Origin of the sequence: Butyricicoccus sp. AF18-9LB, assembly GCF_027684505.1 — a bacterium.
GTDB lineage: Bacteria > Bacillota > Clostridia > Oscillospirales > Butyricicoccaceae > Agathobaculum > Agathobaculum butyriciproducens.
The window spans coordinates 17654-32791 of record NZ_JAQCWA010000014.1 but is presented as its reverse complement, the minus strand read 5'-3'; the positions used below and the strand labels follow the sequence as shown (position 1 = coordinate 32791).

At 42.7% G+C, this 15138-nt stretch carries 12 protein-coding genes; all 12 read left to right on the top strand.

Annotated features, from left to right (window positions below; all coding sequences use genetic code 11):
* The first annotated feature begins 41 nt into the window (after window positions 1–41).
* The 12 genes from PGY33_RS09380 (at window position 42) to PGY33_RS09325 (ending at window position 14994) form a co-directional block, all read left to right on the top strand.
* Window positions 42–953 carry a helix-turn-helix transcriptional regulator gene (locus PGY33_RS09380; RefSeq protein WP_118481400.1) on the top strand — a complete coding sequence of 304 codons (912 nt, stop codon included), beginning with the start codon at window positions 42–44 and terminating at the stop codon, window positions 951–953.
* Between the two features lie 85 nt (window positions 954–1038).
* The gene (xerA, locus tag PGY33_RS09375) at window positions 1039–2022 is read left to right on the top strand and encodes a site-specific tyrosine recombinase/integron integrase (protein WP_118481401.1); all 984 of its coding nucleotides are present in this window, start codon (window positions 1039–1041) and stop codon (window positions 2020–2022) included.
* 11 nt (window positions 2023–2033) lie between these two features.
* Window positions 2034–2237, top strand: coding sequence for a hypothetical protein (locus PGY33_RS09370; RefSeq protein WP_147356958.1), 204 nt, complete (start codon window positions 2034–2036; stop codon window positions 2235–2237).
* Window positions 2234–3217, top strand: a complete 984-nt coding sequence (locus PGY33_RS09365; protein WP_270478379.1) for a restriction endonuclease subunit S — start codon at window positions 2234–2236, stop codon at window positions 3215–3217. The genes PGY33_RS09370 and PGY33_RS09365 overlap by 4 nt, the downstream gene beginning before the upstream one ends.
* Window positions 3218–3260: 43 nt before the next feature.
* Window positions 3261–4148 carry a hypothetical protein gene (locus PGY33_RS09360; RefSeq protein ID WP_118479271.1) on the top strand — a complete coding sequence of 296 codons (888 nt, stop codon included), beginning with the start codon at window positions 3261–3263 and terminating at the stop codon, window positions 4146–4148.
* Between the two features lie 2 nt (window positions 4149–4150).
* Window positions 4151–7246, top strand: a complete 3096-nt coding sequence (locus PGY33_RS09355) for a type I restriction endonuclease subunit R (RefSeq protein ID WP_118479273.1) — start codon at window positions 4151–4153, stop codon at window positions 7244–7246.
* A gap of 1 nt (window position 7247) precedes the next feature.
* Window positions 7248–8834 (top strand): hypothetical protein, encoded by a 1587-nt coding sequence (locus PGY33_RS09350; protein WP_118479275.1) that lies wholly within the window; start codon window positions 7248–7250, stop codon window positions 8832–8834.
* A 74-nt stretch (window positions 8835–8908) separates the two neighbouring features.
* Entirely contained in the window at window positions 8909–10225 is a 1317-nt protein-coding gene (locus PGY33_RS09345) for a site-specific integrase (protein WP_118753382.1), read from the top strand.
* Window positions 10218–12113, top strand: coding sequence for a hypothetical protein (locus PGY33_RS09340; RefSeq protein ID WP_118479279.1), 1896 nt, complete (start codon window positions 10218–10220; stop codon window positions 12111–12113). The genes PGY33_RS09345 and PGY33_RS09340 overlap by 8 nt, the downstream gene beginning before the upstream one ends.
* A complete protein-coding gene (locus PGY33_RS09335; RefSeq protein ID WP_118479281.1) occupies window positions 12082–13416 on the top strand; it encodes a hypothetical protein in 1335 nt (444 codons plus the stop codon). Before PGY33_RS09340 ends, PGY33_RS09335 begins: the two co-directional genes overlap by 32 nt.
* Before the next feature lie 320 nt (window positions 13417–13736).
* Window positions 13737–14417 carry a hypothetical protein gene (locus PGY33_RS09330; protein ID WP_118479285.1) on the top strand — a complete coding sequence of 227 codons (681 nt, stop codon included), beginning with the start codon at window positions 13737–13739 and terminating at the stop codon, window positions 14415–14417.
* Window positions 14418–14511: 94 nt separating this feature from the next.
* Window positions 14512–14994 (top strand): zinc-ribbon domain-containing protein, encoded by a 483-nt coding sequence (locus PGY33_RS09325; protein ID WP_270478375.1) that lies wholly within the window; start codon window positions 14512–14514, stop codon window positions 14992–14994.
* Window positions 14995–15138: the final 144 nt, after the last annotated feature.

Below are 15138 nucleotides of genomic sequence, written 5' to 3'. Positions count from 1 at the left end.
TTGGACGGTTTTCTACAACTGCCTTTGAACAGTGGGAAAACATGAGTCCTACATTGGTAGAAGGATATATTGTAAGTGATTCCTTTATACTTTATACGTGTGATACAAGTACACAAGCTGTCTCCCAACTACTTACATTAGTCGAGAAGATATGCCAACGAGAATTCATAGACAACGGTATTTTGATTCGAGGCGCTATTGCAAAGGGTGAATTTGATAGGGTCGAAGCGAGAGAAATTCCCTCCTTGCAAAAAGGTTTGATTGTTGGTCAGGCTTATGTAGATGCGTATTTAATGGAGGGAAGTATCAAAACTGCTGGGATAGCCTTAACCGACGAGGTGTTTCAGGATATTGAAGCATATGTCTACCCAATTGACTGTTTTCGAGAAAACATAAACGGTAAAGACATTTGCGTCATGCGATATTTTAATTTTGATTTTCTAAATGAGCCAGAAAACATAATCAACTTTACAAATATGGCAATAGATGCAGGATGGATCCCACATTATTATAATACGTTATACTGGGCGCTGTTGAATGAGAAGCCAACTAAGGCGATAAGCCTCTTTAATGGCATAGTGAACTGTGTAAATAATGGGAATCCGGGAGAGAATTGGCGTTCTCTTGATATGTTCATTAAAGGTGCCTTCCATGACGAAGTTAACACACACTTTCAAACGCGTTTCTTGGCATTTCTTAGAAGCTATATTGCTGTTGAAGGTAACGACCAGAGATTTTTGAGCAGCAGAACAGGAAATGAGGAACGAGTGTTGCGGTACATAGACTCCTGCGGCAATGTAACGCTAAAGCAGATTTCATTGGACGTAAAATTATCACAAGCCACAACCTCACGTATTGTTAAAAATCTTGTTAAGGATGGACGAGTGAGGATTACGAATAATGGGCGAGTACAAGTGTACTCATTAGCTGTCATCCACACAAATACCAGATAAATAGGTTTCTCTCACCAGTGGCGAGAGTTTTACAAAAGGGACTGCCACTGAATGTCGTTCTCTTACCTCGAAAGGAGACGCGACAATGACAGAACAACTCATCACGGAGATACAGCAAAAAATGCTGCCATATCTCAACAACGAACAGCTCATGCACCTTCGGGATGCAATGACTGAGACATTAGTTGGGGCAACGATCACCTATGATAGTGGCTCAATTCCAGCAGAAGAAACAGATGCAGTCGAGGCATTTATCACGGCAAAACAGATCGAAGGTTGCTCAGAGAAAACCCTGAGCTACTACCGGAAGACGATTGAGGCTCTGACTGCCGGAGTCAGAAAGGCTGTGCAGCAGATCACCACAGATGACTTGCGCCGCTATCTGACCAACTATCAGGTTCAGCGAAGGTCGAGTAAAGTGACCATAGACAACATTCGTCGGATTCTGTCCAGCTTCTTCTCGTGGCTTGAAGATGAGGATTTCATTGTGAAAAGCCCGGTGCGCCGGATCCATAAAGTCAAAACAGCAAAGGTGGTCAAGGACACCTACACCGATGAAGCGTTGGAGTTGATGCGCGATAACTGCAAAACGGCACGAGACTTGGCAATGATTGATCTTTTGGCTTCGTCCGGAATGCGTGTTGGAGAACTGGTCACGCTAAACCGCGAGGACATCAACTTCAACGAGCGCGAATGTGTGGTTATCGGCAAGGGCAATAAGGAACGATTGGTCTACTTTGACGCAAGGACGAAGATTCACCTTCAAAACTATCTTGAGGGGCGAACGGATGAAAACCCAGCTTTGTTTGTTTCCCTGAAAGCTCCCTTTGACCGCTTGATGATCGGCGGAGTGGAGACACGCCTTCGGGAACTGGGAAAGCGCCTGAACATTCCGAAGGTTCACCCTCACAAGTTCAGACGCACACTGGCTACTACTGCCATAGACAAAGGAATGCCCATAGAGCAAGTCCAGCAGCTCTTAGGGCATCAGAAAATCGACACCACCATGCATTATGCAATGGTGAAACAGCAGAATGTGAAGCTGGCACATAGAAAATACATCGGATAGGATGGGTAAAAATGGAATACAAGCCTTTGGGGAGCATGGTCAATCGGAAAATTGGATATGGGATTGTGCAACCAGGTCAAAGTGTCCCAGATGGGGTTCCTGTAATTAAAGTCAACAATTTGATCTCAGGATTGAAATCTCCTTCAGAATTAGATACGACCGCCCGTGAGAATGAAGCTAAATACTCTCGCACTCGCTTGCATGGTGGAGAATGATTGTAAGCGTTGTTGGAACTATTGGAAAGACAGCAATTGTGCCAAAATCATTTGCAGGATGTAATTTGGTAAGGGCAACAGCACTTATAGACATTGAGGATGAGCTTATGTCAAAGTGGGTGAAGTATTATTTTGATTCTCCATGCGGACAATCATACATCGAACAGAACCTCAATACGACAGTACAACCTACCTTAAATATAAAGTCTCTTGTGGAGATGCCGATTCCTATTCGCGACACAACAGAAATGGGAAAAAACGTTTTACTACTGTCCGCTCTCGACGAAAAGATTGAGGTGAACAGGCAGATAAACGATAATTTACTCGCTCAAGCAAAGGTAATCAAAAAGCAGTGGGTTGCAACAAATGAAGACGGGTACGAGATGCTGCCTCTTGCCGATGTTGCTGCAATCAACCCTGATACATATTCTCCGAAAGAAGCATGGGAGTATGTAAATTACCTTGATACAAGCAGCATTACTGATGGATTTATAGCAGACGTCCAGCACATTGTTCCTTCAAGCGAGAAATTACCAAGCCGAGCAAGGCGAAAAGTCGCAGCAGGCGATGTCTTATTCTCAACGGTGCGTCCTAATCAAAAGCACTTTGGTATTATCAGCGATCCATTGCCCAATATGCTTGCGTCCACCGGGTTTGCGGACATAAGAAGCAAATCCCCCTTGGTGTGCAATGAGCTTATATATTTGTGCCTGACAGAAGGAGATTTCATTGAGAAAATGCAGCAGTTGGCAGAACAAAGCACTTCAACATTTCCCTCAATAAAACCATCTGACTTAGGTGCTTGTCAAATACCTTGTCCCAAAGGTGAAAGCTCCGATGTCTTCACCGACACCCTAAAATCCTTGTTTTCTCTCATTGCTGCAAACTTCCTTGAGAACAACTCTTTGGGTGCTATGCGGGATGCACTACTTCCCAAACTCATGTCCGGTGAGATTGATGTCTCTGCCGTCCAGCTCTAAGCCGCTAAATTATCGTTTATAATAGAATATAAAGGAGCTTTCTATGGATGATATTCTAACATGGCTGAAGAAACATAAAGTAATTACTTTTATTATTGCATTTCTGGTGTTTTGTGGTCCGTTAATTATCGTGCATGCACTCTTCAAATATCATCCTGTCAATACCTTTTGGACTGCTGAATGGACAGCTGGCGATGTTATCGGCTATATTGCTGGATTTGAAGCGCTGGTTGGAACAGTTATGCTGGGAATAGTATCTATTTCATTGGCTAAGCAAGCTAATACAACAAATGACAAAATTCTGAATATAACTCGAGAAACTGAAAAATTGGCTGTCATTCCATACTTTTCGTTCAATAAATATATTGCACGATATAGTGGCTCTTTGGTGGGAACGATGCGCGAACAAGGCAAGAAGATGGGAAAACTGACGCTGGAGCCATGGCAACGGGAGGACATATTACTTGACAGACTGGTTTATACGGTTAGAAAAAACAAGATTACCTTATCAAATCAATTAACAGAGGAGCAATCTAGAGTACTATCTCAACCATATTCGGTGAATGCGGGAGAGGCAGGGATGATGCTTAAGCCGGTGATGCAGCCATACATTAAAATACTTGTACAGAATTGCGGAAATGGTGCGGCAATCAATGTAAAATGTCGTTTGGCCAAGTGTGGACATGAGCATGATGAGAAGATGGATTTGAGTTCACTGCTGTTTTGTGTGCCGACAACGCACAAATTTGATTTAGAGGTTTTTATAGAGTGTCCGCCAGAATGTGCAGGTAAATACACGATTCAACTACAGTACCAAGACATATATGCAACCAAATATGAGCAAAATATTCTGTTAGAAATCATGGCTGAGAGATATACAATCGATTTAAATGCAGAGCAAGTATGTTGCCTAGCGTATGAAGGGGTGTAATCATGCAAGGAGTATATACAGAAGCAGATTATGAAAATTCGATTATTGAGTTGTTTAATCAAAATTTGGGCTATACCTATGTCTATGGCCCGGATGTAGAACGTGATTATCATTCTCCGCTTTATGAAGATTTGTTGTTACCCTGCCTTCAGCGTGTAAATAAAGACTTATCTATGAACGCTTTGAATGAAGCAATATATAAACTGAAAAATTTTGAAACGGGTACCCTGCTGCAGAAAAATATGGTGTTCATGGATTATCTGCAAAATGGTGTTCCTGTAAAATATATGGACAATGGCGAGGAACGCGCTGGCCTCGTTTATCTTATTGACTTCAAAAATACTGCCAATAATGAGTTTACGGTGGTTAATCAATGGACTTTTATTGAGAATTCTGAAAAACGACCGGATATTATTCTCTTTGTGAATGGATTGCCGCTGGTTGTTGTTGAGCTGAAATCCCCGTCCCGCGAGGAAACGGATGCATCGGCGGCTTATCGTCAGTTGCGTAACTACATGTATGAAATTCCGTCGATGTTTGTCTATAATGCGATTTGCGTAATGAGTGATATGACAACTTCTCGCGCGGGTACGATTACATCTGGCGAGGATCGCTTTATGGCATGGAAGACGGTTGACGGCAGTTATGAGAATACACAATATGCAACGTTTGATACTTTCTTTGAGGGAATGTTCGAGAAAACACGTTTCTTGGATATTCTGAAGAACTTCATTTGCTTTAATGTGGATGGGCAAAATACGTTTAAAGTGCTTGCAGGATACCATCAATATTTTGCTGTCAAAAAAGCACTGGAGTCTACCAAACATGCGACGGTAACGGATGGTAAGGGTGGCGTGTTCTGGCATACCCAGGGCAGTGGTAAATCCTTATCTATGGTTTTCTATGCGCATGGCTTGCAAAAAGTGTTAGAAAGTCCTACGATTGTAGTTATCACAGACCGAAATGATCTGGATAACCAGCTTTATGGTCAATTCTCTCGCTGTAAAGATTTTCTGCGCCAGACTCCACAGCAGGCAGAAAGCCGCAAACATCTGAAAGAACTTCTGGAAAATCGCCAGGCAAATGGTATTATCTTTACGACCATGCAGAAGTTCGAAGAAAGCAGCGAGCCGTTGTCGGAACGTAGAAACATTATTGTAATGGCAGACGAAGCGCATCGTGGACAGTATGGACTTAATGAAAAAGTTGTTGTGACGCAAAAGGATAATGGTGAAGTTGAAGCGAAGACCGTTATCGGTACTGCACGTGTCATTCGAGATAGCCTGCCTAACGCTACATATATTGGATTTACGGGTACCCCTATTTCTACGAAAGATCGCAGTACACGAGAAGTTTTCGGTGATTATATCGACATCTATGATATGACACAAGCAGTCGAAGATGGCGCAACACGACCGGTCTATTATGAAAGCCGTGTTATACATCTCAAACTTGACGAAGCAACGCTGCATCTAATTGACCGTGAATACGATATTATGGCAGAAAATACAGATCCATACGTTATCGAAAAGAGCAAAAAAGAGCTCGGTCAGATGGAGGCGATTTTAGGCGCTGATCAGACTATTAACTCGCTGGTTGACGATATCCTTGATCATTACGAGAATTACCGGCAGAACATTCTGACGGGCAAGGCGATGATTGCAGCGTATTCACGTCCGATTGCGATGAAGATTTATAAGCGGATTCTGGAACTTCGTCCGACATGGACAGAAAAAATCGGCGTAGTCATGACACAGGGTAATAACGATCCTGAGGAATGGCGGGAAATTATCGGAAATAAAGCACATAAAGATGATATGGCGCGGAAGTTTAAGGATAATAACTCACCGCTGAAGATTGCCATTGTCGTAGATATGTGGCTGACAGGATTTGATGTACCATCGCTGGCAACAATGTATGTGTACAAGCCGATGTCTGGTCATAATTTAATGCAGGCGATTGCGCGTGTAAACCGTGTTTTCAAGGATAAAGAGGGCGGTCTGATTGTCGATTACGTTGGCATTGCTTCAGCTTTGAAGCAGGCCATGAATGACTATACTGCTCGTGATCGCAAAAATTACGGTAACACGGATGTCAGTAAGGCAGCATATCCGAAATTCCTTGAAAAACTGGAAGTTTGTCGAGACTTTTTCCATGGATTTGATTATTCTAAATTTATGAATGGTTCAGACTTGGAAAGGGCAAAAACAATCAGCGGCGGTGTGAATTTTATCCTCGGGAAAAGTGTAGCCGAACATGACTTGCCGGATAAGGAAAAGACACAGAATATCTTTATCAAGGAAGCACTGTTACTTCGACAGGCTCTTTCGCTATGCAGCAGTTTAGTCAATGAACAGATTCGCATTGAAGCGGCGTTCTTTGATGCTGTAAGAACGATGGTTGTTCGATTGCTCACAGGCGGAACTGGGAAGAAATTCACACTTCCAGAGGTAAACGAGCGAATCAACGAATTGCTCAAGAACAGCATCAAGAGTGAAGGCGTGATCAACCTGTTTTCGGATGTTCAGACAGAATTTTCGATTTTCGATCCCAAGTTTCTTGAAGAAATCGCGCGGATGAAAGAAAAGAATCTTGCTGTCGAACTGCTGAAAAAGCTGATTGCGGAGCAGGTATCAGTTTACCGAAAGACAAACGTTGTGAAGTCTGAAAAGTTCTCGGAAATCATTCAGAGTGCAATGAACCGGTATTTGAACGGTATGCTGACAAACGAAGAAGTCATTGAAGAGCTGCTGAAATTGGCAAAGGACATTGCAGCAGAGGCGGCAGCTGGTAAAAAGCTAGGGCTGACAGCAGAGGAATTGGCATTTTATGATGCTCTGACAAAACCCCAAGCAATTAAGGATCTTTATAAAAATGAAGATTTGATTGCGCTTACCAAGGAGCTGACAGACCTTCTTCGTAAAAACCGTACCATCGATTGGCAGAAAAAAGAGGGCGCACGGGCGAATATGCGCCGTTTAGTAAAGCGACTTTTGAGACATCACCATTATCCGCCGGAAGGCATGGAAGATGCAATCCAGACTGTAATGAGTCAGTGTGAAATGTGGACGGATAATGTGATGGGATCGGAGAATTAAAATGAACGCAGTAGCACAAGTATTTGTAGATGCCTATGAAAAGGATAGGGATATTACGCCGAAAGAGCTGATTGATGCTGGGTGGACATATAAATATTTGACGGTATATATGCATTGCTGTGAAGTAATTCGAGCAATTGGTATCACTTGGGGACGACTGTGGTTAAAAGGAGAAAGCGAACAAAAAGCAACTGTGCGAGAGTATTGTTATGGTGAATTAGAAAAGATTGCTGAACAATTAACTATATTGATCGGCGAGGAAATTCATATTGATCTTGCAGTAGCTTCATTTTTTAATTATTCTTATGCTGGATCGTCAGGTGGTTTGTTTCAGGTTCGCTGCCGTAATAATTACGATAGCAATTCAAGCGAGTGGTTTAGTTGCCTTTTGAAAAATGAGGAATATGCTTTCTCCACTATTAGCTTTTTCATTGGAAAATATATTGTCAAAGGTGTTATGGTGGAACTTTCGTCACGAGAGGATATATCTCAATTAAGTATAGCAGAAGCAAATCATAAAAGGGATGTCTTAAAATCTAAGCTATACACACTTGAGATGAACGAACCTGATTTTTACGAAGATGAGACGCTGAAAGACTTTTTATCTGTTCATAAATACGGAAAACAGATAGGAATATTTATTCAAGATCAAGAGGATTTTGAAGGAGAGATTGAAGAATTAGATGATTATTTGAGCGATCCACAAAAGTATATACAACATAAAAAAGAGGTAGCGCTATACAGGCGTTGTTTGGTTTTGAGAATAAAATTTAATTTGTCTAGAAAAGACGGGGTTCCATCCAGCGCATGTTTGTCTGTCATTTTGGGCAGTAAAAATGAAAATCATGAAATATTTCTTATAAGTGATGCGCGTGAAAAATCGGATACAAACTTTTGGATTCACCGAGGTTTTTCGCAGACTATTCTTGCAACCTTGATGCAAGGTTTACGGGATTTTGAGTACAAAGGCGAAAAACACCATATTTGCGAAGCAACTATACTAAGCGATGCAGCTATCGACATTCTTGGTGATGATACATTCCGTAATCCGAATAAAATTACAACAGTTTATGTGTATTCGCATAAGCATATCAGTAATATTGAGCAGAATTACACACCGGTTACAGCCTATGTGCTATGCGCAAACAGAAATATGCCGGTTCCGTTCAATGTCTATTATGATAAACAAGGGGATCGGTATTTTATCAATGAAACTAGCTATCTGGAGTATGCAAAGCAATATGGATTCCCTTTGATGAAACTGAAAACATATGCACCGAATAGTACATCGTTTTCTATGGCTGATCTTTCGGATATGTCTACCTTGCGACTGTATGGCTATACCGTCAGCAAGAATGAGGGACTGACTGATGGACAACGGCAGGAATTGCTGAAGAATTTGATGGATTCTCGGTTGATGAGCAAAACGGATATACTGAATCATATCGAATGGCTTGTTAATACCCATGAGGGAAATTATAAATACGCTGATGCGTGCGATAAATGGATGTCGGATATTCGATTTGTAAATCAATATAGGCTAGATACGCAGAGGTCCGTATGGGCTAAATTCATTTCTAATGGCTGAAAATGAAAGATTGTTGGTTCGATGCCTACAATGATTGTTATTCTGACATAAGAGTATAGAAAATAAGGAAACGTATGACGATTGTGCTTGGAATAGTTGCAATCGCGCTGGGTGTGTATATGAGATTTGCGGTTTATAAGCACAAATTAGTCTATAAAGACACGGAACTGATACAGCGGAGTATGATTGTTCTCAAGGAAGACGATGAGGTTCTCGCCTGGACGGATTTTCATAAGTATGTGCGTGGCGGCGGCAGCCGAAGTGTTTCCAGCGATAATGCACCAGCGGCGAATAACATCGTCAAGCTGCTGAACTATGTGTTTTTCGACCAATACCATATCGATAAGCTGACTGACATAAAGAAAGAGATGGTAAGGGATTTCTTGAATGATTACGGCTTATGTCGGCTTCAGGGAGATACCCAGACTGCACATCGTGCCAGGTCAACGGTAGAGCGCTGTATTACCAATGTGATGGATTTTCTGGAGGAAATGCTGCGGCAGAATACAAGCTGCAAAATGAAAATCAGTGATCTGTACACGCAGGAGAAGAAGTACAGCAAACAGAAAAAAAGATATATCACGATTAGAAAACCAATCTTTGAGGTGCTGTACGGTAACGAGGTGCGTCCAATGTTGCGTGACCTGCCGGAAAAGGTTTTTCAGATTATTTTCAATCGGATTATGACCATCTATCCGAACTTGTTGATGCTTGCAGCACTGGGCGCTTTTGCCGGTCTGCGTCCGTCTGAGGCCTGTAATGTCCGCCGAACAGATTCACCGCTTGGCGCAGGTATTCGCTTTGAGATGGCAGACGGTAACATTAAGAATATCTTTATTGACTTGAAAAAAGAATTGGTGCTGCGCTCAGATCTGGTCAGTGTGGGTAAGATCAAAAAGGAACGCGAACAGCGCGTGTATCCGGCATTCCTTGAGGTGTTCTATGCCTGCTATCAGAGATATATGAGTTACATACAAGGCCGTAAGTACGAGGCAAAATATGGCGCACTGACGTTAACCAGAGATGGCAAGGCTTTCGCTTATGACAGCTACCGCAAGGCATTCCATGATGTTGTAGAGGCGTGTATTCCGGAAATGCTGGCAAGTGATGATTTTGAGGTAGTGACCTATGGACAGTTGCTGATGGAAAAACAGATTAGTCCGCATATCTTTCGGCACTGGTTCTCAGTGAAACTGACCTTATATGGAGAAGGCGTAGAAGGCTTGATGTACTGGCGCGGAGATAAATCGCCGGAGTCGGCGCTTACTTATATCAACAATAAAAGTGATCTGGAGCGGCAGTATGAGAAAGTCAGCAGCGAGATTTTTAATTATTCGCTTTGGAAATCGGAGAAGCAGCAAATGGCGCTAAAGGAAGGTATGCATGATTGATTTGTCTGACCAAATTGAAAAACTTAAAACAGAATATCATATTATCAATACCGAATTTATGTTTGATGTTTCCACGTTTTTCGTTAGCAACCAGTGGTTTGGAACGCAGCCTGAAGTTACGGAAAACGGCAGGATCCTGATGGAGGATGCGCAGTTTGAGCGGTGCCGTAAATCATTGGAGGAATTCTGTCAGCATTATGACTGTAATGAAGAAGAAAAAAACAAGAAACTGATAAAAAAATTAAAACAGCAGTTGCCAGCGACAGAAGCAGCATTCAGACGGTATTGCAAAGATGTGGGACTGGAAACAGAGGCAGCCAATAAGGTACTGGATTTCCTTCTGTATTTTCTGCCGGGAGAACTGGAAACTTCAACAGATCAGGAGATCGCCTCACTCATGTCAGACGGTTTCGATCATCTTCCAAAGATTTTCGGTGATATTCTGGCAGATTTTATCAACTGGACTCGGGTACACTGCAAGACACTTTACTATCGGGACTATTTTATGAATCCATACAGTACAAATTCTAAAAATGCAGAAGCCTATGATCCAGACGATTATCTGAAAATTATTTTCCATATGTTCAATGAGAATTATATTGCAGAAAACGATATGTATACCAAGGCTGCGACGTCAAAAAACTTTGTTGATACATGGCTTTTTATTTCGGTACATTTCATCAGCGTGATACGGAATACGGATATTGTGCGAATTCCGCACCCAAAACTTACGATGACGCCGGAAGAGGTACTGGAACGAGTACAGGATGGCTCGTTTGAAGATGTTGATGCCCGGCTGACACTGTACTCTATTTTATATCGCCTATCTGTGCTTCAACTTACGCCGAGCAAAACACAAGGGACTACTGGTGTGGCGAGTATCAAGTTCCATGTGCCGGAAAGCGTAGAAGTACACTTTGGCAAGCTGTTTGCTGTCGCAGAGGCATTCCATCAAATTAGTGGATTGCCTGAGGACAAGCCGCTGATTCGGACGATTGCGACGTATGAACAGATTTCGCGCTATATGGGAGAAGAAATCGGTGAGCTTTTTCTGGAGTCTAATTTCCGGTCACGCTCGGCCAACAAAGCATTCATGCAGATGATCTATGTACTGACAGATGATATTCTGAAAAATGATGACCAGTTTTCTGTCAAAGGATATATGCTGGCTGCTCTGGCGCGTTCTCATAAGGGTTCATATGGCGAATTTGCAAAGACGACCAGCGTTTATCTGCGAGACGCAAAGATGTCTGGATTTTCTCCGGAGTTTGTAGCGAGAGAGTTGTTTGAACGCGGTGTGCTGTCGTTTATACCTTCAACGCTGCTGAAGATACTGGCGGGAAAAGAGTACCAGAAGCTGTCTCTCCATACGCAGACAAAGCTGATTCAAGAACTGAATTTGACACCATCGGAAGTAGAACGGTCTGTGGGTCTGGCCCAAATGACTATGGAACGTGCCGTAAAGACTGCGCGCGAGCTTTATACTGCAGTTTCATCAAAGGATATTCTCCTGGTATTACATCGTATTGGTGCAGGTGAAGCGGTATCTAAACAGGATGAAACGCTTTGTCTGATCACGGCCTGCGGAAAAGTTTGCCCATATACGGACAGAACGAACTGTATTAGCTGTCAATATGAAATCAGCACGAAGTCTACGATGTGGCTGATGATCAGTGAAGTCAACCGTCTGAAAGCACTATATAAGAAGACAGGAAATATTCAGCAGAAGAAAAAGTATATTGCTATCCTAAAAGAGATTATTCTTCCTACTTTGGATGAAATACTGTACTGCATAGATGAGACTTATGGCACAAAGGTGAAAAACGATTTTGAACAGATCATTCGGGAGGTGAACGATGAATACAGTCGAAAAAATCAGCAAGTTTGAATCGATTTTGTCTATTCCGGATATGGATATGCGTTCGGTTGTCTCGGCAAAGAAGATCTTCCGAGGGTATCGAGAAGAACGGGTCATTGAAAACTGCGTATTTGAAGATGATGTCTGGCACCTGTGTGATGAGTACAGCAGATATAACTTCGATTTTCGGATAACAGTCGATGAATTCGGAGAGTACGCTGCCTATTTGAAGATGACTCTTGCCGAGTTTATTGATTACTGGAAAACGTATGTAATGTTCCGTATGGGTGAACTGGCACTGCTGTCGCTGCAGGAGTTCATATACAGCGTAAAGAAAGTCATTCGCTGCCCGATACGGGAACTGGCGCATATCCATGAAAAAGAAAGTATCATGAATGCTTCCCATCTGCTTGATTTTTTCGCGCTGTTGCCGCCGGAAAAACGGGAAAATGAAATCGCGGAAATCGAGGACGCTCTGCAATCGGTTGACGATGCCACACGAATGTATTCTAATGGCGGACAGAGAAAGCTGGCATCATTTGATACATATTTCCGGTTCGGAGATATTGTCGACCGGTTCTGGAAGGAAACTGAGGACGAAAGTGAAAAGCTGTTTTACTTCCCGATTTATCTTTGGTGGAAGGTTTCTGGCGTACTTCCACTGCGGCCGCGCGAGTTTGTCTTAACGCCGAAGAATTGCCTGCATCATGTCAATGGAGAATGGAAACTTACCATTCGAAGAAACCGAATAAAAGGATTGCGTAAAAGGGTATCCTACCATATTCGGGACGATTACGAAGAACGAAGCTATGTTATTCCGGAAACGTTGGGAAAGACAATTCAGTGGTATCAGGATCATATCAAGGACTGCTCGGTGAACGATATTGATACGCTGTTTGCTGCGGATGTGCACTACATGAAATGGGAACGCTGCCGGCCATATAACAGCCGGTATTTTACCTATATAAATTTAAATACTTGCCTACGCTATTTTTACAATCAGATTATATGTGAACGGTACGGATACAAGGTTCTGTATGAAAAGGATTCTACTGCATTGAAGGATGGCGAAATCCAATATATGAATCTTGGCGATACGCGGCATCTTGCATTGATCAATTTGATTGCCGAGGGAGCAACGCCGATGATCGCGATGGAGCTGGCAGGACATGATAATCCGGTGATGTCCGCACATTATTTCAGCAATATTACGAACTGGATTGAGTGCAAAACGTATCATCAGTACAAACGTCTGATTAAAGGCAAACAGGAGTATACCATCAGTCAGTATGTGCCGACTTTAGAGGTAGGAAAAATTTACACGGCTGGATAACGGCGGCAGATGTTACTCAAAACGCTTTTTGGAGGGCGATTTAAGTGAATGCTATAAGGTCAGTGGACCAGCGGGTGAAATCGGGTTTTGTCCAAGTTGCACCTACTATCGAACGGAAGACAGGCAGTTTGTCGGTTCGGAAGATTTGTATCGAAATCGAATTGTTTTGGAATGTGAGAATCTGCATAAGGTCATTACACAGGTAAGAAAGAATAATGGATCGCCGGAAGATATTATTCAGGTATTGCTGAAGCTGCAGAGTTCTGAATATTCGTACCATCAATATCTCCAGGAAAAGATAAAATGGGAGGAGAAGCATAGTGCCGAGAGCAAAGAAAATAACCTCTGAGGATCTGTGCAGGCTGGCACTTGATTATCAGCAAATCGTTGCGGGAATGAAAATTACAATTCCAGCCTTTGGCGAGTATGTGCGCAGTCAGGGATATGCGGTTGAGGATTATCTGATTCGGAGAAATAAAGAAGTCCGAGAGCATATTGAGGCTTATAATCAGGCGATTGTGCAGAGAAACATTGATGCTGTGATTGTATTTCATGGCTTGGATATAGATGCGTTTCTGGCGAAAAACAGTTCTCCACAGGCGCTAAAAGAGGCGCTTACGAAGCGTGATGCATATTATGAGAAAATTGCAAATAATGCTTCAGAGCTGAAAAAGAAAAATGAGAAGCTGGAGCAGGAAAACAACCAGTTGAAAAAAGAACTGGAGAAGGCGCAGCAAGATTTAGCTGTAAAGAGAAACCATGACCGAGATGCAGAGATTCAGACGAAAAATGAATTGATTCGCAAGCTGAGAGAGATTATCTATAGCCGTGTATATCCGGAAATGGCAAACTTGATTCTGCAAAAGGAAGGCATCTTTGAATCAGTCAATAAACTCATTATGCCGGAAGCAATAGATGCCCACATGATGACTGCAGATCAGGAAATTAAGACATTTCGGTCTAATGCAGTCAATGAACTGTTGAGTGATTTCGATGAATGATGAACGTTTTAAATGGATAGAACATAAACCGCATCAAGTACTGCAGACCGAGGAGAGACCGCTCCTGTTTCAAAAGCTGCCGGGAGCGGAAGAGATGTGGGATTATGAGCAGAATACATGCAAACCGGAAGAAATTACTTCGGCTACTTCAAAGGTAACGGTAAACTGGGTGTGCGATAAGGGACATCATTTCCAGGCGGCACCGATACGTTTCCACTATAAAGGACGGGTACATTGTGTAGAGTGTCAGAGATTAAAAGCGACCGTGTATGGCAAAGCTCATATGATGAAGTTCTGGGACTACGAACGCAATATAGAAGATCCGGCATATGTAATGGCAAAGTCTATGAATCCGGTATACTGGAAATGCCCTAACTGTGGATATGAATGGCAGGCTGTTGTTGCCAGCCGAAAAGATGATGTTTGTCCATGCTGCGATGCGGGACTGGCAGTCTGGGGTGGTGTAAACGATTTTGCGACCGTATATCCGGAATTGGGACTGGACTATGTGCAGGAACTGAATCCGGGTGTGGATGCGAAGCGTATCGGTATTGGCTCGCATGAGCGATTAAACTAGAGATGTCATGTCTGCGGATACGAATGGACAGCTCCGGTTTACGGACGTATTCGTAAGAACAAGCCGGAACGATACATTGCCAAATGTCCTGTTTGCGCAGGAAACAAGCGAGTAGAAAGTTATGAAAAGGATTTACCGCAGCTA